This window comes from Rhodococcus sp. MEB064 (genome assembly GCF_000834565.1).
Classification (GTDB): Bacteria; Actinomycetota; Actinomycetes; order Mycobacteriales; family Mycobacteriaceae; genus Rhodococcoides.
The window spans coordinates 1-19,670 of record NZ_JXQS01000002.1; the positions used below are offsets into that span (position 1 = coordinate 1).

The following is a 19,670-nucleotide window of genomic DNA, read 5'->3' on the forward strand; positions in this document are numbered from 1 at the left end:
GGACGACCTGCCCCGGATCATCCGCGCCGGTCGGCACATCGCGATGCCCAAGCGATACATTCCCGGGCTCGCCGTCGATCTCGAGGACGAATCGCAGTTGCCGGAGGCCGTGCGGCAGCAGGCTCGGCTCGGTGACGGGTGGGTCAAGCTGGTCGGTGACTGGATCGACCGCAGCGTGGGCGATCTGGCTCCGCTGTGGGACGACGACATCCTGCGGGCCGCGATCGACGCGGCACACTCCGAAGGTGCACGGGTCACGGCGCACGTCTTCGGTGAGGATGCGCTCCCCGGTCTGATCGGCGCCGGCATCGACTGCATCGAACACGGGACCGGACTCACCGACGACACGGTCGAGATGATGGTCGAGCACGGGACGGCCCTGGTTCCCACTCTGATCAACATCGAGACGTTCCCGTCCATCGCGGACTCGGCCGGGCGCTACCCGCGGTACGCCGATCACATGCGTGACCTCCACGCCCGCGTCGCCGACACCGTCGGGCGCGCGCACGACGCCGGGGTGCCGATCTACGCGGGAACCGACGCCGGAGGCAGCATCGAGCACGGCCGCGTCGCCGACGAGGTCGCCGCGCTGACGGCGGTGGGACTCTCCCCGACGGACGCGCTGGGCGCGGCCAGTTGGAACGCGCGACGGTGGCTCGGTCGGGCAGGCGTCGAGCACGGCGCTCCGGCCGACCTCGTCTTCTACACCGAGGATCCGCGGACCGGACCGGACGTACTGGCCGCACCCGACGTCGTGATCTTGCGCGGACGTATTTGGTGACCGGGCCGAGCGGCCGCCGGAGATTATGACCAGCGGGCACGGTCTGGCAGAATCAACGCCTGTTCGCCCGTCTCCGGTTCCGTACCGAGCGGCGGTCACAACATCCATTCACCGCAAAACCGGGTGCGCATGCCGTGCGCATCGCCGAATTGCGCCGTGACCAGCGGTTGCATCACGCAACCACACCGAAAGAGGCTTCGTTTCACATGGCAGTCAAGATCAAGCTCACCCGTCTCGGCAAGATCCGCAACCCGCAGTACCGCATCGTCGTCGCCGATGCGCGCACGCGTCGTGGTGGCCGCGCCATCGAGACCATCGGCAAGTACCACCCCAAGGAAGAGCCTTCCTTGATCCAGATCGACTCCGAGCGTGCGCAGCACTGGCTCAGCGTGGGCGCACAGCCCACCGAGCCCGTCGCGGCCCTGCTCAAGATCACCGGTGACTGGCAGAAGTTCAAGGGCCTGCCGGGCGCCGAGGGCACGCTGCGCGTCAAGGAGCCCAAGACCTCCAAGCTGGATCTCTTCAACGCAGCTCTCGCTGCCGCCGACAACGAGCCCGTCGGCGAGGCCACCACGCCCAAGAAGAAGAAGGCCGCCAAGGCCGACGACGCTGCAGAGAGCGCTCCGGCCGCCGAGACCGCCGACGCCACCGCCGAGTCCGCCGACAAGTGAGCACCGTGGTCGCCGACGCCGTCGAACATCTCGTTCGCGGCATCGTCTCCAATCCTGACGACGTTCGCGTCGACATGATCACCGGTCGCCGTGGTCGGACCGTCGAGGTGCACGTGCACCCCGACGATCTGGGCAAGGTCATCGGCCGTGGCGGGCGCACCGCCACGGCGATCCGGACACTCGTCTCGGGTATCGGCGGCCGCGGCATCCGTGTCGACGTCGTCGACACGGATCGCTGAACTCGCTGTCGTGGAGCTCGTCGTAGGTCGCGTCGCGAAGTCGCACGGCATCAAGGGCGAGATCGTCGTCGAGGTACGTACCGACGATCCGGACGAGCGTTTCGCTCCCGGCTCGGTGCTGCACGGACGGTCACGTCGTGACAACCGCACGACCGACTACACGGTGGAAGCCGCCCGGGATCACTCCGGGCGGCTTCTGCTGCGTCTGAAAGGTATCTCCGACCGCGGGGAGGCCGACGCACTGCGCGGCACCCTGTTCGTCGTCGATACTGCAGATCTTCCCGCGTCGGACGACCCCGACGAGTTCTACGATCACGAACTCGAGGGGATGACGGTGCAGTTCGCGGCCGACCATCCGTCCGCCGGCGAGGTGGTGGGAACGGTCACCGAGGTCCTGCACTCGGCCGCGGGGGAGTTGCTGTCCATCGCCCCTGCCGACGAGAGCGTCGGTCGAGAGCTTCTGGTGCCGTTCGTCGCCGCCATCGTGGTGTCGGTGTCCCGCACGTCCCGGACGGTCGAGATCGATCCTCCCGAAGGGCTTCTGGACGGCGAGTGATGCGCATCGACGTGGTGACCATCTTCCCGGAATACCTCGAACCCATGCGTACCGCGTTGTTGGGCAAGGCCATCCAGAACGGCCTGGTCACCCTCGGGGTGCACGATCTCCGGGACTGGACGCACGACGTCCACAAAGCTGTCGACGACTCTCCGTACGGCGGCGGGCCCGGAATGGTCATGAAACCCACGGTGTGGGGCGATGCCCTGGACGACGTGATGCGCGACGCGGATCCCGTTCTCGTGGTTCCTACCCCTGCCGGCGTGCCGTTCACGCAGCGCACCGCCGAGAGATGGTCTCGTGAGAGCCATCTGGTGTTCGCCTGCGGGCGCTACGAGGGCATCGATCAACGGGTGTTCGACGACGCCGCCACCCGCGTGCGGGTCGAGGAGGTGAGCATCGGTGACTACGTGCTCATCGGCGGTGAGGCGGCCGTCCTCGTCATGACCGAGGCGGTCACCAGGTTGTTGCCGGGCGTCCTGGGCAATCAGCTCTCGCATCAACAGGATTCGTTTTCCGACGGGCTGCTGGAGGGGCCGGGGTACACCCGTCCCGCCACCTGGCGAGGGCTCGATGTTCCCTCGGTCCTGTTGTCCGGCAACCACGCTCGCATCGAGGAGTGGCGCCGCGAGCAGTCGCTGGAGCGGACCGCCGACCGCCGTCCCGATCTGCTGCCCCCGAATTCCTAGTCGACGACTCCGTCGGGGAACAGGATCTTCAACGCACCCGTCACGGTGACCCTGGCGTGCTTGGCGCCGTCGTCGTCGGTGACCGCGGTGTCGGCGGTGGTGTCCGCACTGCCGCCGTCCGAGCCGTACCACGGGTCCTCGCGGGACAGCACGGCGACGACGTAACGCTCACCCTCGCCGACGAATCCGGTACTCAGATGGATCCAGCGGCCGTCGACGCAGCACATCCATCCCTGCTTGATCCCGCGGACCGGTTCTCCCGACAACGCGCGAGGGATGCCGAAGGTCTGCGGGTACCCGTCCGCGCCGTCCTCGGTGTACGCCTCGAGATCGCCGACGATGGTCGCGCGATCGGGGGCGGCAAGTCCGCCGTTGCCGTCGAGGACGGCGTCGTAGTACTGCACGAGATCCGCTGCCGTGGTGCGGGTGTTCCACCAGATGCCGTCTGCCGACGGTGCCGTCGCGGGCAACCCGTAGCGTGCCGCCACTCGCGTGACCACGTCCGAGCCGCCGGCGGTGTCCCACAACACCTGTGCGGCACTGTCGTCGGAGGAGGAGAGCATCGGTGCGATCAGCGCGCGGGCGTCGTCGCCCAGAGCGAACTCGCCGCGAGAGGACCGGAAGAGAAGGTCGTCCGCGATGAAGAGCTTGACGACGGATGCGGTTTCGATGGGATCGCGATCGCCCGAGCCCATGTAGCTTCCGGTCACTCGGTCGAGGAAACCGATGGACAGCGTGGCGCCGCGCGCCGCGGCACCGTCCAGCGCCTGCTGCAGGCGGCCGGTGAGATCCGGCGCCATGGGCATTTCCGGTTCCGGGAACTCCGGCGCCACCGGAACGGTCGCTGCCGCAGGTGCCGCGTCGGGCTGCGAGCACGCACCGAGCGCCGACATCGCCAGGACCGATGCCACCACCACGGCTGCGATTCGCCGCACGGGCGGCGAGAGAACTGTCACGTATCTACCGATCTGTCATGGCGTGCGATCGCAGCGGACCGCACGACGAGTTCCACGGTACCGGCGCGGTAAGGTCCATCGCCGTGACGCCCGCTGTGAAATCTGTCAATCGCCGGATCGCCGATGAGCTGGAGGTCGCGGAAGAGCGTGTACGCGCCGCGGTCGAGCTCCTCGACGGAGGGGCGACGGTTCCCTTCATCGCTCGCTATCGCAAGGAAGTGACGGGCACGCTCGACGACATCCAACTCCGTCTCATCGACGAACGGCTCCGCTACCTGCGCGAACTCGACGAGCGTCGCGACGCGGTGCTCGAGTCGATCCGCGGCCAGGGCAAGCTCGACGACGCGCTCGAGGAGCAGATCGTGCTGGCCGACACCAAGGCCCGCCTCGAGGACATCTATCTGCCGTTCAAGCCGAAGCGTCGGACCAAAGCGCAGATCGCTCGTGAAGCCGGCCATCAGCCCGTGGCCGATGCGCTCCTCGGTGACCCCACCACCGACCCGTCGACCTACTCGGACGAGCAACTCGCCGGAGCTCGCGCCATCCTCGTCGAGCACTTCGCAGAGGACGCGGACCTCGTCGGATCGCTGCGTGAGTCGATGTGGACCCGTGGTCGCCTCACCGCCGCCGTCCGTCCGGGCAAGGAGACCGAGGGCGCCAAGTTCTCGGACTACTTCGAGTTCTCCGAGTCCTTCACCTCGGTTCCCTCGCACCGCGTTCTCGCTGCGCTGCGCGGGGAGAAGGAAGAGGTGCTGTCGCTGACGATGGATCCCGAGCCCAGCTCGGACGAGCCGGTCCCCGGCGTGCCCTCCGTCTACGAGACGGCGATCGCGGCGAAGTTCGGCATCGGCGATCACGGCCGACCCGCGGATCGCTGGCTGCTCGACACCGTCCGATGGGCATGGCGGACGAAGCTCCTGGTCAGCCTCGGCATCGACACCCGGATGCGGCTGCGCCAGGCTGCCGAGGAGCGTGCCGTCGACGTCTTCGCGTCCAACCTGAAGGACCTGCTCCTCGCCGCCCCCGCAGGCAGCAGGACGACCATGGGCCTGGACCCGGGTTTCCGGACCGGCACCAAGGTCGCCGTCGTCGATCCGACGGGCAAAGTGCTGGCGTACGACACGATCTACCCGCACAAGCCGCAGGGGAAGTGGAACGACGCCCTGGCCACCCTCGCCGGGTTGGCCGCGAAGCACGGCGTCGACCTGGTGGCGATCGGTAACGGCACCGCGTCACGGGAGACCGACGCACTCGCCGCGGAACTGATCGCGAAGTACCCGGCCGCTAAGCTGACCAAGGCGATGGTCTCGGAGGCCGGCGCGTCCGTGTACTCCGCGTCGGCCTACGGCTCGCGCGAACTCCCGGACCTCGACGTCTCGATCCGCGGAGCGGTGTCCATCGCGCGTCGTCTGCAGGATCCGCTCGCAGAACTGGTGAAGATCGATCCGAAGTCGATCGGCGTCGGGCAGTACCAGCACGACGTCTCCGAGTCGATGCTCGCGCGATCGTTGGGCGCCGTCGTCGAGGACGCGGTGAACGCGGTCGGAGTCGACGTGAACACCGCCAGCGTCCCGCTTCTCGCCCGAGTATCGGGCGTCGCCACGACCCTTGCCGAGTCGATCGTCGCGCACCGGGATGCGAACGGCCCGTTCCGGTCACGGTCGGCGCTGCAGAAGGTGCCCCGCCTCGGGCCCAAGGCGTTCGAGCAGTGCGCGGGCTTCCTTCGCATCACCGACGGCGACGACCCGCTCGACAGGTCCAGCGTCCACCCCGAGGCGTACCCCGTCGTGCGCCGCATCGTCGACAAGGCAGGTGTGGGGGTTCGCGAGGTCGTCGGCAACGAACGGGTCCTGCGATCGCTGCGTCCGCAGGACTTCGTCGACGACCGCTTCGGGCTCCCGACCGTCACCGACATCCTCGCCGAGCTCGAGAAGCCGGGCCGTGACCCACGCCCCGAGTTCGCGACGGCCACCTTCGCCGCGGGAGTGGAGAAGGTGGGGGATCTCGTACCGGGAATGGTGCTCGAAGGTGTCGTCACCAACGTCGCGGCGTTCGGGGCTTTCGTCGACGTGGGTGTCCACCAGGACGGGCTGGTGCACGTCTCCTCGATGTCGACGGAGTTCGTCCGCGACCCGCACGACGTCGTCAAGTCGGGACAGGTGGTCAAGGTCAAGGTCATGGAGGTCGACCTCCCGCGCCAGCGCATCGGCCTGTCGCTGCGGCTCGACGACGAGATCGGCGGCGGTTCCCCGCGCACCGCGCAGAACTCCGCACCGGAACGCCGGGACCGGCGCGGCGCCGGTGCCGCCCCGCGGAAGACTGCGAAACAACCGCCCGCGCCCGCGGCAGCCGGATCCATGGCCGACGCTCTGCGCAGAGCGGGCTTCGGAAAGTAGGCGCCCGCCGGACCGGCCTCGATACACTGCGAGCGTCCGGTCCGGCACGGATCCGAGAGGTGGAGCGATGGAGCGGTGGCTGCATCACGTCTCCGACGAGGGCCGGATCCCGCTGCTGTTCTTCCTCGTGGGGTTCATCGTCGGCTTCGCGTTCATCCGGTTCAGCGTGCGCATGATCCGTGCACAGGTGTCCTGGTGGCCCGGCAACGTCACGCCGGGTGGGCACCACGTGCATCACGTGGTCTTCGGCGTCGTCTGCATGCTGGTGTCCGGGGTGGCGATGATCGCGGTCTACGTCGACGGCACGCAGACCACCGGGGCGGTGCTGGCGACGTTCTTCGGCATCGGCGCCGCGCTGGTCCTCGACGAGTTCGCGCTGATCTTCTATCTGGAGGACGTGTACTGGGCAGAACAGGGCCGAACCTCCGTCGACGCGGTCTTCGTCGCCGTCGCGGCCACCATCATGCTGTTGTTCGGTCTGAAACCGCTGGAATTCTTCGACGTGGCCGGATTCCGCGAGGACGCGAACGTCGGTGTCAGGGTCCTGATCGTCGTTCTCGCCGCGCTCAACCTGCTGCTGGCCGCGATCGTGCTGGCCAAGGGCAAGATCTGGACGGGCCTGGTCGGCCTGTTCTTCCTCCCGTTGCTCCTGATCGGTGCGATCAGACTGTCCCGCCCCGGTGCGCCGTGGGCCCGATGGCGCTACACCCGACGGCCCAAGCGGATGGCGAAGGCGCTGCGCCGGGAGAAGAACCTCCGACGGCCGGTGGTGCGCGCCAAGATCTGGATGCAGGACGCGATAGCCGGCACCCCGGACGCCGAGCACGTCCGTGCGGTCACGGAGGACGTCCTGGACCGCGTCGTCCAGCCCGCACCGCCTCCGTCGTCGAGTCGGACGGACAGGGAACACGTGACGACGGGCTGATCCCCGTCGATTTCGTCTCGACCTGTCTCTCTGGCACAATCGTGGGGTTGCCCGACCCGGCGTTGCGTTCCGCATGCTCCGACGACGGGTGGACACCTATTCGGAGTACGAACCAGTCGAGCGTCGACGGCACCATCGTCGGCAGCCGCTCGGGTCCTCTGCTCGAGATCTCGTCACAGCAAGGATGAACCATGAACACCCTGGATTTCCTGGACAAGCAGTCGCTGCGTAGCGACATTCCCGAGTTCCGCCCGGGCGACACACTGAACGTGCACGTGAAGGTCATCGAGGGCTCGAAAGAGCGCGTGCAGATCTTCAAGGGCGTCGTCATTCGGCGTCAGGGTGGCGGCATCCGCGAGACCTTCACGGTCCGCAAGGTGTCCTTCGGCGTCGGTGTCGAGCGCACCTTCCCCGTCCACACCCCGAACATCTCCCTCATCGAGGTCGTGACCCGCGGTGACGTGCGTCGCGCCAAGCTGTACTACCTGCGCGAGCTGCGCGGCAAGAAGGCCAAGATCAAGGAAAAGCGCTGATCCACGGCGTCGTTCGTCGTCCGGCCGGGCACACGAGGTTCTTCCTCGGGTGTCCGGCCGTTCCATATTCCGGGCCTGCGGTTAATCTCTAGTCGTGACGGACAAGCGCGTGAGCGACGACAACGACGACACGCCACCGGTGAAGAAGCCCCGGTCCTTCTGGCGAGAACTTCCCATCCTCATCCTGGTCGCGCTCGTTCTGAGCTTCCTCCTGCAGACCTTCGTCGCGAGGGTGTACCTCATCCCCTCCGAGTCGATGGAGCCGACGCTGCACGGCTGCACCGGGTGCACCGGCGACCGCATCGTGGTGGAGAAGGTGTCCTACCGTTTCGGCGATCCGAAGGCCGGTGACGTCATCGTCTTCCGCGGCCCTCCGTCGTGGGACGGTGACTACGTCTCCACGCGGTCGTCCAACGTCGTCGTGCGAGGCGCGCAGGAACTCGGTTCCCTCGTCGGCCTCGTGGCCCCGGACGAGAACGATCTGGTCAAGCGCGTCATCGCCACCGGCGGGCAGACCGTCGAGTGCTGCGACGAGCAGGGTCGGGTCCTGGTCGACGGCAAACCTCTCGACGAGCCCTACATCACCATGGACTTCGACTTCGTGCCCGGCTCCCTCACCTGCGACACCCCGATCCGGTCCGGCAGGTGCTTCGGCCCCGTCACGGTGCCGGAGGGCAACGTCTGGGTCATGGGTGACAACCGCAGCAACTCGGCCGACTCGCGGTACCACGTCGCCGACGAACTGCAGGGAACGATCCCGCTGGACAACGTCATCGGTGAGGCGCAGGCCATCGTCCTGCCGCCCGGTCGCTGGGGCCTCATCGACGATCCGGACATCCAGGGTCAGTGAGTCCCCGCACCATCACGGCGACGCCGCGGCTCTCACGAACGTCGTGGCCGCCGCGGACCGTCATCCGGCGCGCCGGGGGTATGCGCACGATGGAGTCGGCGCTGCTGCGGTCCGGACTCGGTCCCGTTGCGGGTGTCGACGAAGCAGGGCGCGGCGCCTGTGCGGGCCCGCTGGTCGTGGCTGCGTGCATCCTCGGAGACCGCGCTCGATCGTCTCTCGAGGTACTCGACGACTCCAAGAAGCTCAGTGAGAACACGCGGGAAGCGTTGTTTCCGAAAGTTATTCGCTGGGCCACGGCGTACTCGATCGTGACGATTCCCGCAGCGGAGATCGACCGGATCGGTATCCACGTCGCCAACATCGAGGGAATGCGCCGCGCGGTCGCGGGCCTGGCCGTCGATCCCGGGTACGTGTTGACCGACGGGTTCCGTGTGCCGGGTCTGCCGGCGCCGTCCCTGCCCGTCATCGGCGGAGACGCGACCGCCGCGTGCATCGCGGCCGCGAGCGTGCTGGCGAAGGTGCACCGCGATCGCATCATGCGCCGAATGGACCGCGACATCCCCGGGTACGACTTCTCGATCCACAAGGGCTACAACACGACTCTGCACACCGATGCCCTCGCACGTCTGGGAGCGAGTCACGAGCATCGACAGTCCTGGGCGAACGTGTCGGGACTGTCTCCTCGGACGGACGGCGACAGGGCCGATTGACGCCTCACGACGTCGATGCGGGATGATGTCGGCATGAGTGCCGAGGATCTCGAGAAGTACGAAACCGAGATGGAACTGTCGCTGTACCGGGAGTATCGCGACATCGTCGGCCAGTTCACCTACGTGGTGGAGACCGAGCGCCGCTTCTACCTGGCCAACTCGGTGGAGATGATTCCCCGCAACGCCGACGGCGAGATCTACTTCGAGGTGCGGATGTCCGACGCATGGGTCTGGGACATGTACCGACCCGCACGATTCGTCAAGCACGTCCGCGTCATCACGTTCAAGGACGTCAACATCGAGGAACTCGACAAGCCGGACCTCAGACTTCCCGAGTGACGATCCTGGCATTGAGGTGCCAGCCCTCGTAGCCGTCGTCCAGGCCGCGAGTGTCGGCATGTTCGATGGAGCTTCGCGGAATCGACAACATCCTCGCGGTGCGTACGGCCCAGCGGTAGTCACCACGGCCGATCTCTCGTGTCGACTGCTCTCCCACGTCGTCGCTCGAGGTCCACAGCAGCGCGTACGGGTGGTCCGGCCGGCCCGCGTGCGGTGCCCGGCGCAACAAGAACTCGGTCGGCGCCCCTGCCGACGAATCGTTCGCGCTGCTCATCGTTCGATCCTAGGGAAGTCCGAGCGTCGTCGCCGGGCAACGGCCGATCCACAACCAGGGACGTCATCCCCAACATTTCTGTCGCCGCAGGTCGATCCCGTCGACACGTCTCCTCCACGGGTGAAGGTCGTGTCCCGACACAGCACGTGCATCCAGCCCGGATGCCGGCGTCGGCGAGGGGAGCCATGGCAACACACGTGGAGTTGGGGCGGTACGGGGAGGACGCGGCGGCGGAATTCCTGACGACGACGGGGATGGAGATCGTCGCCCGTAACTGGCGGTGCCGGCACGGCGAGGTCGACATCATCGGTGCGGACGGGGACACGATCGTGTTCGTGGAGGTGAAGACACGGTCGGGTGAGAGGTTCGGCTCACCGGCCGAGGCCGTGACGCCGGTCAAGGCGCAGCGGATCCACCGCCTCGCGGGGCTGTGGCTCGCGGAGCGTGCGGGACCGTGGGTGCCGGTGCGGTTCGACGTCGTCGAGGTGATCGTCGCCCGAGGCGACGGACCCCGCGTGGTGCATCTGCAGGGTGCGTTCTGATGGCTCTCGGACGGTCCTACTCGGTGGCGGTCACGGGAATCGACGGAGTTCTGGTCGAGATCGAGGCGGATGTCGGCCGGGGTCTGCCGGGTGTGCACGTCGTGGGTCTTCCCGATGCGGCACTTCAGGAGTCGCGTGACAGAGTGCGCGCGGCAGTGAACAATTCGGGTCAGACGTGGCCGATGTCGAAAGTCGTTCTCGCACTGTCACCGGCGACGCTGCCGAAGGTGGGATCCGTCTACGACGTCGCCTTGGCCTGCGCGGTGCTGGGCGCGGCGAAGGTGGTTCCCGACCGGTTGCTCCGAGAGACCGTGCTTCTCGGTGAGTTGGCGCTGGACGGGCGGGTGCGTGCGGTGCGCGGGGTTCTCCCGGCCGTGCTGGCTGCGCGCAGTGCCGGCTGGGCTCGCGTCGTCGTGCCGTCGGACAGCCTCGCCGAGGCCGGACTGGTCGGGGGAATCGAAGTCCTCGGCGCCGCCCATCTGCGCGAGGTCATCGACTGGTTGGACGGTCGCACGTTCCTGACGGAGCCCGGAGTCGTCACCCCCGTGGTCTCTCCGCAGGTGGGTGATCTCGCCGATGTCGTCGGGCAGGCGGAGGCGCGGTGGGCCGTGGAGGTGGCGGCCGCCGGCGCGCATCACCTCATGCTGACGGGACCGCCCGGCATAGGGAAGACGATGCTGGCCGGGCGTCTGCCGGGTCTGCTCCCTCCGCTGACGGACCGGCAGGCGCTCGAGGTGACGGCCGTTCACTCGGTCGCGGGCACGCTCACAGCGGAATGCCCGCTCATCACCACCGCCCCGTTCATCGCACCGCACCACACCAGTTCGGTCACCGCGCTGGTCGGGGGCGGAAGCGGCATGGCGCGGCCGGGTGCGGTGAGCCGGGCGCATCACGGCGTGCTGTTCCTCGACGAGTGCGCCGAGATGTCGGTTCGTGTCCTCGAAGCACTGCGTACACCGCTCGAGGACGGTGAGGTGCGCATCGCCCGCCGAGACGGCGTCGCGCGGTACCCCGCGCGGTTCCAGTTGGTTCTCGCGGCCAACCCGTGCCCGTGTGCGTCGCCGCGAACCGCCGACTGCGTGTGCGCGCCGAACGCCCGGAGGCGTTACCTCGGCAAGTTGTCGGGCCCGTTGCTCGACCGAGTCGACCTGAGGCTGGCGATGCATCCCGCGGCGACGGGGATGTTGACCGACGACAAGGGAGAGAGCACGGACGTCGTGCGAGGCCGGGTCACCGCGGCGCGCGCGGCGGCAACGGAGCGGTGGCGCGAGTTCGGGTGGCAGACCAACGCGGAGGTTCCCGGATCCGCACTGCGGCAACAGTTCCGACTCGGCCGCGAGGCGCTGACACCGATCGAGCGAGCGTTGCGGCGCGGGGCGATCACGGCCCGCGGCGCGGACCGCATACTGCGATTGGCGTGGACACTCGGCGACCTCGAGGGCAGGGACGTTCCCGGTCCGGAGTGCGTCGCGTCGGCCATGTCGTTCCGTGAACAGGGGAGCGGAGCATGACGCGGGCTCTCGATCCGGAGCGTCTGGCCCGGGCATACGTGTCGACGGTGACTCAGGGGCCCTCGCGCGCCGTCGAACAGTTGATCGCCTCACGCGGGGTCATCGATGCCGCGGCGACGATGAGGACCGGGGACGTTCCGAAGGCAGTGTGGGACAGGATCTCTGCGCGTGCACATCTCGACTCGGCAGCGCAGAGTCTGGACATGGTCGCGGCGTTGGACGGGCGACTGGTGATCCCGTCCGACGAGGAGTGGCCGGCGTGGCGCTTCCTCGGATTCGACCGGCAGGACGGTGCGCCCGACAAGCGGGACGCAGGAGCGCCGTTCGCCCTGTGGGTGGTGGGGTCGGCATCGATCGCGGCATCGTCGGAGCGTGCCGTGGCGGTGGTCGGCACACGTGCCGCGACGAGTTACGGCGAGCACGTCACCGCCGAGATCGCGGGCGACCTCGCGGTGGACGGCTGGACGGTGGTCTCCGGTGGTGCGTACGGCATCGACGGCGCCGCGCACCGCGCGGCGCTGGGCGTGGGTGGGTGCACGGTGGCGGTGCTGGCGTGCGGAGTGGACCGAGCCTATCCGGCGGGCCACGAACGTCTGCTGCGCCGCGTGTCGGAGAGCGGTGCGGTGATCAGCGAGTATCCGCCGGGCACACACCCCGCCAGGTACCGCTTCCTCGCCCGCAATCGTGTCGTGGCCGCGCTGAGCGACGGGGTGGTCGTGGTGGAAGCGGGGTGGCGCAGTGGCGCCCGGAACACGGCGTCGTGGGCGCGGTCCTTGGGCCGACCGGTCATGGCGGTGCCCGGCCCGGTGACCTCGGCGTCGTCGACCGGGTGTCATCGCATGATCCGAGAGGGTGAGGCGCGGCTGGTCACGGGCGCTCGCGACATCGCTGCGGAGGTCGGCGTCATCGGGACCGGCGCCGGGGACGACGACGCGCAGGACGCGTTGTTCGGGCGCGATCTGGACAGGCTGCCGGCGACACCGGCTCGGGTGCTCGACGCGTTCCCCGCGTCGGGGGCGCGCAGTGTGCAGGAGCTGTCGGTGGACTCCGGGGTGACGGTGTCGGCGGTGCGGTCAGCTCTGGTGGTGCTCGAGATCGAGGGTCACGCCGGCCGGGACGAGTCGGGGTGGTTCCGCATCGGCGGGCTCTGACGGGACCAGGTCGGTCGCGCGGAGGGAGGTGCCGGGCAGGATCGCGTCGTGGAGATCGGGCTTGTCACCGGTCAGGATCCACGTGCTCAGTGCCGCGAGTTGCGCGGAGATCAGCGGCGGGACAGCGTCACCGATGTGGCGGTACATGTTGGACAGCGACCTGGCGCGGAAGACGTAGTCGTCCGGGAAGCCGTTGAGCAAGGCCAGTTCTCGCACCGTGCACAGCCGGTCCTGCTCGGGGTGGGTGTACCGGCCGTTGCCGAAGTGAGCGCATTCGCGCTTGATCGTCGGAGACGGCCGGTCCCACCACAGTCGCCCGTAGACGTCCGGGTGCGAGCCGAAGCGACCGGCCGCGACGAGTCTGCTCATCGCGGGTGTCAGGAGGTCGTCGCCCGACGGGGTGGAGCGCAGGTCCAGCCACGACCCGCCGTCGTGGGGGAGTGCCCTCAGACGCCGGAGCGTGGAGTCGCGGCCGATGCTGGGTGAGACGTGCATCGGATCGGTCGGTGACGTCACTCCCGCCTCGACCGCGCGGAGATGCCCGATCGCGCGTCGGACGGTCGTGGCCTCGGTATCGACGGCGACGCCCGACCACAGATCGGACATCGTCCGGAGGGTGTGGTCACGCCGGACCGCGACGACGAGCGATCGTTCGCGTCGCTGCGGTAGTCCGAAAGCGGTCAGCATGTGTACCGACGCGCTGACGTCGTAGCCCAGTCGGTCCAGCCGCTCCGACAACACGTCGAGGTGCACGCGGAAATTCCCGCCGACCAATTCCCGCGCATTCTCCATCACCACGACGGCGGGTGAGAGCGCGGCGACGGCGTCCGCTACCCGGGTGACGAGGGAATTGCGGGGATCGTCGCTCAGATGATTCTGCGGATTGGCACGGGAGAAACCGGTACAGGGCGGACATGCGCTGAGTACATCGAGCGGCCGCCCACGCAGTCGGGACGCGAACAACCGCGAAAGATCCGCACCGGAAATCGACGAGAGATCGACGGCGTGGGGAGCGATGCCGATATTGGCCTCGTAGGACGAATTGCATTCGAGGGAACCGCGCGTACTGCTGGGTTTACCCAGTTGCGCGTCGGCCGCGCCGACTACCTCGAAATCCCCGTGACGTGCGTAACCGCAAGACATTCCGCCGGCACCGCTGAACAGATCCGCGAAGGTCCACCGACTGTCCGGTCTATTTGCCGGGGAAGTTCGCGTCATCGGGTGGTCTTTCCGTCAGTGTGCGACGGCGTGAATCACGACGCCGAGAACGGTGTACGCGGTCAGCGTACCGGTGCCGGCGGTGGCTATTGCCGAGGCGCTACGCGAGGGCGACCGTTGTGTCCTGTTTTTCGCTGGTCGTCGCGGCTGCGCTCCGGCATGACACCGGTGTCGGCTGATATGTTGGAGCAAGTTCATTCCACCTCGCGAGGAGCGCAGCAACAATGGCACGACGTACAACGGTACAAATGATCGACGATGTCGACGGCTCCTTGATCAAGGAGGGTCAGGGAGAAACTGTCGAGTTCTCGATCGGTGGGGTGTCGTATTCGATCGATCTGAACAACAAGCACGCCAACGAGCTCTTCGATCAATTCGCGTTCTGGATCGAGCACGCGGAGAAGGTCGGCGGACGCAAGGCCCGTCGCGCCACCGCGTCGACCGGCAGCAAGCCGCGTCAGAACCTGCAGGAGGTTCGCGCCTGGGCCAAGGAGAACGGCTTCGAGGTCAGCACGCGGGGCCGCATCAGTCAGGAGATCCAGGACGCGTACGACGCCGCTCACTGATCGAGCCTCACGGTCCCCGGCGCCGATCTTAGGGTAGGCTAACCCCAGATCGACCCGAAGGCCATCGAACGGTGGCATGTTCTCGACGGAGGTGTCCTGTGGCGCGACGACTGACCACCATGACCGTGGTGCGTACCGAGCGTCTCACGGCGCACATGATCCGAGTTGTGCTCGGCGGCAACGGTTTCGACGAGTTCGAGGCCTCCGAGTTCACGGACGGGTACGTCAAGTTGCACTTCGGGGACCCTGAGCAACCCACGCTGCGGACCTACACCGTCAGCCGGGTCGACCGTGCGGCGCGCGAGATCGCGATCGACTTCGTCGTCCACGGCGACGAGGGCGTAGCGGGACCGTGGGCACGTCGGGCGGCCCCCGGTGATTCCCTGTCGTTCTTCGGCCCCAGCGGTGCCTATGCCCCGCGCGTCGACGCCCAGTGGCACCTCCTCGCAGGCGACGAGACTGCGCTGCCGGCGATCTCCGCTGCGCTGGCCGCGCTCCCCGAGGGTGTCCCCGCGCGCGTCGTACTGGAGGCCGCGGACCCGCAGGACCGACTCGACGTCGCCGCTCCGGCGTCCGCGGACGTGCGGTGGGTCTTCCGGTCCGACTCCGGCGACGGGGTGAGCAGCGTGCTCGCCGACGCCGTCCGGGACATCGCATGGCTTCCCGGCCAGGTACACGTGTTCGTACACGGCGAAGCTCAGTCGGTGATGCACGAGATCCGGCCGTATATCCGCAAGGAGCGTGGCGTTACCGCCGAATGGGCGTCGATCTCGGGATACTGGCGACGTGGTCGAACCGAGGAAGGCTTCCGGACCTGGAAGCGAGAGCTCGCCGCCAGCGAGTCCTGAGCTCGGTCCGGAACTGCTCGAACGGTTCGCCCGACATCTCGCGTGGCAGCGCAACAGGTCCGAGCACACGATCCGTGCCTACGTCGGCGACGTGGAGAAGTTGATCGCGTTCGGTTCGGCGGCCGCACCCGATGCGGACGGAATGGCGTCCCTCGTCACACTCCGCGCTCTGAGGTCCTGGCTGGCATCGATGTCCGCGGACGGGGCGTCACGTGCGACGCTCGCCAGGCGGGCCAGCTCCGCGCGGACGTTCACGGCGTGGCTGTGTTCGATCGGAACCCTGACCGTCGATCCCGCGGCCAGACTCGTCGCGCCTCCGGCGCACCGCACACTCCCCGGTGTGCTCCGCGAACGTGACGCCGCCGACGCGATGGACGCTGCCGAATCGGGTGCTCGTGAGCTGGAACCGGTGGCGTTGCGCGACCGCCTCGTCGTCGAACTGCTCTATGCCACCGGGATCCGCGTCGGCGAGCTGTGCGGACTGGACGTCGACGACGTCGACCGTGACCGCCGCGTACTCCGCGTGATCGGCAAGGGGGACAAGGAACGAGTGGTTCCGTTCGGGCGGCCCGCCGACGACGCCCTCGACGCCTGGATGCGCGTCGGTCGACCGGCGTTGGTGACGTCGGCGTCGGGTGCGGCCCTGCTGGTGGGTCGGCGCGGGGGACGGTTGAACCAGCGCCAGGCCCGCACGATCGTCCACGACGTTCTCTCCGCGGTTCCCGGAGCGCCGGACCTCGGCCCACACGGTCTCCGTCATTCCGCGGCGACGCACCTTCTCGAGGGCGGAGCGGATCTCAGGGTGGTCCAGGAGCTGCTCGGGCACGCCTCCCTGGCGACGACGCAGATCTACACGCATGTCTCCGTCGAGCGTCTCCGCGCCGTGCACGACCAGGCGCATCCACGCGCCTGACGCCCTTCGGTGCCGCTCACCGCACGTTTGGTACCGTCGGCCACCGGGGGACTTGCGCTGTCGAGTGGGTGTGTCGTACACCGTTCACCCCGTCCGGCGAAAGGATGGCCGATCGTGAACAATCGAGACGACGACTACCGTCCCCGCCCGGATGCGCCGCAGACCTTCCCACCGCAGACCCCGTGGTCCCCGCCCGCGGCACCGAGCCCCCGATCGACCGCGGAATCCGGCTACACGCCGGTGCCGGCCGATCCTCGACGAACCGGCGCCGACTGGGCGACCGTCGCTCGCAGACCCGATGCCGGCAAGCCGAGTTGGCGCCGGGCACTCGATCGGCTGTGGGGACAGCAGTCGGGTGTCTCCGCGGACGCGCGCCGGGAGCAGCAGATCGAACGCATCCGCCAGCCGATCAGCAGTGACTACCGCATCGCGTTCCTCTCCCTCAAGGGCGGCGTCGGCAAGACGACGATCACCGTGGGACTCGGTTCCGTCCTCGCGTCGCTGAGGCGCGACAACGTCATCGCGGTCGACGCGAATCCCGACTTCGGAACCCTGGGGGAGCGGATTCCCCGGCAGACCATGTCGACGGTGCGTGACCTGCTGGCCGCGCGTCCGCGGATCCGCAGCTACGCCGACATCCGGGAACACACGTCTCAGTCGTCCAGTCGACTCGAGGTCGTTGCCGGTGAGCGTGACCCTGCGGCGTCCGAGGCGTTCACCGAGCAGGACTACCGCGCCGTGATCGACACGCTGCGCGCGCACTACAACCTGATCCTGACCGACTGCGGAACCGGCATCATGCATTCGGCCATGGACGGGGTGCTCTCCCTCGCCCACGCACTGGTGCTGGTGAGTTCGCCCGCCGTGGACGGCGCCAAGAGCGCCGCGGCGACACTCGACTGGTTGGGGCTGCACGGATACGCCCATCTGGTCGAACGGACGGTCGTCGTCATCAGTGCGCACCGGCCCGGTGCCGCGAGCATCGACATGGACGAACTCGAACGCCACTTCCTCGCCCGCTGCCGTGCTGTCGTCGTCGTGCCGTTCGATCCGCACCTCGCGGAAGGATCGATCGTCGAGATCGACCGGTTGCGTCCCCGGACCCGGGCGGCGTTCATGCAGCTGGCCGAGCTGATGGCCGACGATTTCCCGGATGCCGGTGGTCGCCATGCGTCGTCGCAGGCGCCCGTGCAGCGTCACCGCACCTGGTAGTTCAGCGGACCGGTTTCAGCACCGGGCGCCCGCTGTCGAGCGCGAGGGTCGGATCGAGATAGTCGCGGCCACGCCGCAAGCCCCAGTGCAGGCACCACGGAACACCGCATCCGGGATGTCCCGCCGATACCGTCGCCACCGGTTGACCACGGCGCACGCGCGCTCCCGTGACGACGGCGCCGTCGACTGGTTCGTAGGTGGTGCGTAGTCCACCCGCGTGCTCGATGGACAGGACGCCCCGTCCTGCGACGTCGCCGACGAACACGACGACGCCGTCGGCGGCGGAGAAGACGGTCCGGGTCGGATCCCTGCTCGCATCCAGATCGATACCGCGATGACCGGGCAGCCACCGCTGCGGGGGAGGATCGTAGGCAGTGACGACCGTGGGCCGAGGGTGCAACGGCCAGTCGAACGGACGCGCCGAATCGGCGTGTACCGGACTCGCGGTCGAGCACAGGGCGGTCAGGACGAGCACGGCGGCAGTCCGATGCAGGGGCATCCGCTCAGCGTCTCCCGCCGGGGGGCGTGCGTGCTCGGGCCGCGATCGTGCCCCGGGGACGAGTCGTCGGCCGTCCACAGGTCTCGTGACCCGGTTATGACCTGCGGCATCGCCGACGTACACTTGTTCCTGCGGCCTGTCCACACGGGTCGACTTCGCGCGCTCGAGCATATGTTCGGCGGCTGGTCCTGCGGTGCAGGTCCGCCGAACGACGAGCGCCAGGGCACGGAACACGACACCTGTCGGACCCACGGTCTGCCAGGGACTGTGTCCGCGCATCAACCGGCATACGAAAGAGAGAACTACAGCTATGGCTGTTGTGACCATGAAGCAGCTGCTCGACAGCGGCACACACTTCGGGCATCAGACCCGCCGTTGGAATCCGAAGATGAAGCGATTCATCTTCACCGATCGCAACGGCATCTACATCATCGACCTGCAGCAGACGCTGACCTTCATCGATCAGGCCTACGAGTTCGTCAAGGAGACTGTCGCCCACGGCGGCACCGTCCTCTTCGTCGGTACCAAGAAGCAGGCGCAGGAATCCATCGCAGCCGAGGCCACGCGCGTCGGTATGCCGTATGTGAACCAGCGCTGGCTCGGCGGCATGCTCACCAACTTCAGCACCGTTCACAAGCGCCTCATCCGACTCAAGGAACTCGAGTCGATGGAGCAGACCGGTGGTTTCGAGGGTCGCACCAAGAAGGAAATCCTCATGCTCACGCGTGAGATGACCAAGCTCGACCGCACCCTCGGTGGCATCCGGGACATGGCCAAGGTTCCGTCGGCCATCTGGATCGTCGACACCAACAAGGAGCACCTCGCAGTCGCCGAGGCGCGCAAGTTGAACATCCCGGTCATCGCGATCCTGGACACCAACTGCGATCCCGACCTGGTCGACTACCCGATCCCGGGTAACGACGACGCCATCCGCTCGGCCGCTCTGCTGACCAAGGTCGTGGCAACCGCCGTGGCCGAGGGCGTGCAGTCGCGTGCCGGACGCAACTCCGGTTCGGACGACAAGCCCGAGGTCGGCGCAGGCGAGCCTCTCGCCGAGTGGGAGCTCGAGCAGCTCGCACAGGCGTCCCCGGCCGCCGAGGCCACGCAGCAGGCAGCCGCGGAGACCCCGGCCGCAACCGACGCGCCGGTCACCGACGCACCGGCCGCAGAGGGTGCGAACGGCGCAGCCGCTCCCGCCGAGACCGAGGCTCCGGTCGCAGAAGTTCCCGCTTCACAGAGCTGACGACGTACGAGACCCGGTGTGCCCAGTCGACGGTGCGCCGGGTCTCGT

Annotated in this window: 23 protein-coding genes; 19 read left to right on the forward strand and 4 right to left on the reverse strand. The window is 68.1% G+C overall.

Going from position 1 to position 19,670, the window contains the following annotated elements:
• The 5 genes from RU01_RS00335 to trmD all read left to right on the forward strand — a co-directional run.
• The coding region (locus RU01_RS00335) for an amidohydrolase family protein (RefSeq protein ID WP_042572528.1) at nt 1–781 on the forward strand (781 nt) is incomplete at its 5' end.
• A gap of 206 nt (nt 782–987) precedes the next feature.
• The gene (gene rpsP / locus RU01_RS00340; RefSeq protein ID WP_042572529.1) at nt 988–1,452 is read left to right on the forward strand and encodes a 30S ribosomal protein S16; all 465 of its coding nucleotides are present in this window, start codon (nt 988–990) and stop codon (nt 1,450–1,452) included.
• Nucleotides 1,449–1,691: an RNA-binding protein gene (locus RU01_RS00345; RefSeq protein ID WP_042572530.1), complete on the forward strand. Its 243-nt coding sequence runs from the start codon at nt 1,449–1,451 to the stop codon at nt 1,689–1,691. Before rpsP ends, RU01_RS00345 begins: the two co-directional genes overlap by 4 nt.
• A 10-nt stretch (nt 1,692–1,701) precedes the next feature.
• Complete coding sequence (gene rimM / locus RU01_RS00350) at nt 1,702–2,247, forward strand: ribosome maturation factor RimM (protein WP_042572684.1); 546 nt, start codon at nt 1,702–1,704, stop codon at nt 2,245–2,247.
• The gene (trmD, locus tag RU01_RS00355; protein WP_042572531.1) at nt 2,247–2,936 is read left to right on the forward strand and encodes a tRNA (guanosine(37)-N1)-methyltransferase TrmD; all 690 of its coding nucleotides are present in this window, start codon (nt 2,247–2,249) and stop codon (nt 2,934–2,936) included. Before rimM ends, trmD begins: the two co-directional genes overlap by 1 nt.
• Here the strand turns inward: trmD and RU01_RS00360 are convergent.
• The gene (locus RU01_RS00360; RefSeq protein WP_052493053.1) at nt 2,933–3,871 is read right to left on the reverse strand and encodes a hypothetical protein; all 939 of its coding nucleotides are present in this window, start codon (nt 3,869–3,871) and stop codon (nt 2,933–2,935) included. The two genes, trmD and RU01_RS00360, sit on opposite strands and share 4 nt — an antisense overlap.
• 104 nt (nt 3,872–3,975) lie before the next feature.
• Here RU01_RS00360 and RU01_RS00365 point away from each other — a divergent pair, with 104 nt between their 5' ends.
• From RU01_RS00365 to RU01_RS00390, 6 genes are all read left to right on the forward strand, one after another.
• A complete protein-coding gene (locus tag RU01_RS00365; RefSeq protein ID WP_042572686.1) occupies nt 3,976–6,288 on the forward strand; it encodes a Tex family protein in 2,313 nt (770 codons plus the stop codon).
• 67 nt (nt 6,289–6,355) lie between these two features.
• Nucleotides 6,356–7,213, forward strand: a complete 858-nt coding sequence (locus tag RU01_RS00370; RefSeq protein WP_042572532.1) for a hypothetical protein — start codon at nt 6,356–6,358, stop codon at nt 7,211–7,213.
• A 191-nt stretch (nt 7,214–7,404) separates the two neighbouring features.
• Entirely contained in the window at nt 7,405–7,746 is a 342-nt protein-coding gene (gene rplS, locus RU01_RS00375; protein ID WP_042572533.1) for a 50S ribosomal protein L19, read from the forward strand.
• Nucleotides 7,747–7,840: 94 nt separating this feature from the next.
• Complete coding sequence (gene lepB, locus RU01_RS00380) at nt 7,841–8,596, forward strand: signal peptidase I (RefSeq protein ID WP_042572534.1); 756 nt, start codon at nt 7,841–7,843, stop codon at nt 8,594–8,596.
• An 80-nt stretch (nt 8,597–8,676) separates the two neighbouring features.
• Nucleotides 8,677–9,306, forward strand: coding sequence for a ribonuclease HII (locus tag RU01_RS00385; RefSeq protein WP_042572687.1), 630 nt, complete (start codon nt 8,677–8,679; stop codon nt 9,304–9,306).
• 33 nt (nt 9,307–9,339) lie between these two features.
• Entirely contained in the window at nt 9,340–9,645 is a 306-nt protein-coding gene (locus tag RU01_RS00390; protein WP_027505026.1) for a DUF2469 domain-containing protein, read from the forward strand.
• Here RU01_RS00390 and RU01_RS00395 read toward each other — a convergent pair.
• On the reverse strand, nt 9,629–9,919 hold the full coding sequence (locus RU01_RS00395) for a hypothetical protein (RefSeq protein ID WP_042572535.1): 291 nt from the start codon (nt 9,917–9,919) through the stop codon (nt 9,629–9,631). The two genes, RU01_RS00390 and RU01_RS00395, sit on opposite strands and share 17 nt — an antisense overlap.
• Nucleotides 9,920–10,104: 185 nt before the next feature.
• On the opposite strand from RU01_RS00395, the gene RU01_RS00400 reads away from it, so the two are divergent.
• Genes RU01_RS00400 through dprA form a run of 3 tightly spaced genes read left to right on the forward strand, consistent with a single transcriptional unit; the run spans nt 10,105 to nt 13,123 of the window.
• Nucleotides 10,105–10,461 carry a YraN family protein gene (locus RU01_RS00400; protein WP_042572536.1) on the forward strand — a complete coding sequence of 119 codons (357 nt, stop codon included), beginning with the start codon at nt 10,105–10,107 and terminating at the stop codon, nt 10,459–10,461.
• On the forward strand, nt 10,461–11,972 hold the full coding sequence (locus RU01_RS00405; protein WP_042572537.1) for a YifB family Mg chelatase-like AAA ATPase: 1,512 nt from the start codon (nt 10,461–10,463) through the stop codon (nt 11,970–11,972). Before RU01_RS00400 ends, RU01_RS00405 begins: the two co-directional genes overlap by 1 nt.
• On the forward strand, nt 11,969–13,123 hold the full coding sequence (gene dprA, locus RU01_RS00410; protein WP_042572538.1) for a DNA-processing protein DprA: 1,155 nt from the start codon (nt 11,969–11,971) through the stop codon (nt 13,121–13,123). The genes RU01_RS00405 and dprA overlap by 4 nt, the downstream gene beginning before the upstream one ends.
• Here dprA and RU01_RS00415 read toward each other — a convergent pair.
• Nucleotides 13,046–14,341 carry a DNA cytosine methyltransferase gene (locus tag RU01_RS00415; RefSeq protein WP_082042773.1) on the reverse strand — a complete coding sequence of 432 codons (1,296 nt, stop codon included), beginning with the start codon at nt 14,339–14,341 and terminating at the stop codon, nt 13,046–13,048. The genes dprA and RU01_RS00415 overlap by 78 nt on opposite strands.
• A 224-nt stretch (nt 14,342–14,565) precedes the next feature.
• Here RU01_RS00415 and RU01_RS00420 point away from each other — a divergent pair, with 224 nt between their 5' ends.
• From RU01_RS00420 to RU01_RS00435, 4 genes are all read left to right on the forward strand, one after another.
• Nucleotides 14,566–14,907 (forward strand): histone-like nucleoid-structuring protein Lsr2, encoded by a 342-nt coding sequence (locus tag RU01_RS00420; protein ID WP_042572540.1) that lies wholly within the window; start codon nt 14,566–14,568, stop codon nt 14,905–14,907.
• Between the two features lie 98 nt (nt 14,908–15,005).
• On the forward strand, nt 15,006–15,755 hold the full coding sequence (locus RU01_RS00425) for a siderophore-interacting protein (RefSeq protein WP_042572541.1): 750 nt from the start codon (nt 15,006–15,008) through the stop codon (nt 15,753–15,755).
• Nucleotides 15,694–16,668, forward strand: coding sequence for a tyrosine recombinase XerC (locus RU01_RS00430; RefSeq protein WP_082042774.1), 975 nt, complete (start codon nt 15,694–15,696; stop codon nt 16,666–16,668). The genes RU01_RS00425 and RU01_RS00430 overlap by 62 nt, the downstream gene beginning before the upstream one ends.
• Nucleotides 16,669–16,782: 114 nt before the next feature.
• Complete coding sequence (locus RU01_RS00435) at nt 16,783–17,880, forward strand: MinD/ParA family ATP-binding protein (RefSeq protein WP_231568544.1); 1,098 nt, start codon at nt 16,783–16,785, stop codon at nt 17,878–17,880.
• Between the two features lies 1 nt (nt 17,881).
• Here the strand turns inward: RU01_RS00435 and RU01_RS00440 are convergent, their stop codons facing one another.
• Nucleotides 17,882–18,379 carry a M23 family metallopeptidase gene (locus tag RU01_RS00440; RefSeq protein WP_082042794.1) on the reverse strand — a complete coding sequence of 166 codons (498 nt, stop codon included), beginning with the start codon at nt 18,377–18,379 and terminating at the stop codon, nt 17,882–17,884.
• 310 nt (nt 18,380–18,689) lie between these two features.
• Here RU01_RS00440 and rpsB point away from each other — a divergent pair, with 310 nt between their 5' ends.
• Nucleotides 18,690–19,622, forward strand: a complete 933-nt coding sequence (gene rpsB / locus RU01_RS00445) for a 30S ribosomal protein S2 (RefSeq protein WP_042572542.1) — start codon at nt 18,690–18,692, stop codon at nt 19,620–19,622.
• Nucleotides 19,623–19,670 lie beyond the last annotated feature (48 nt).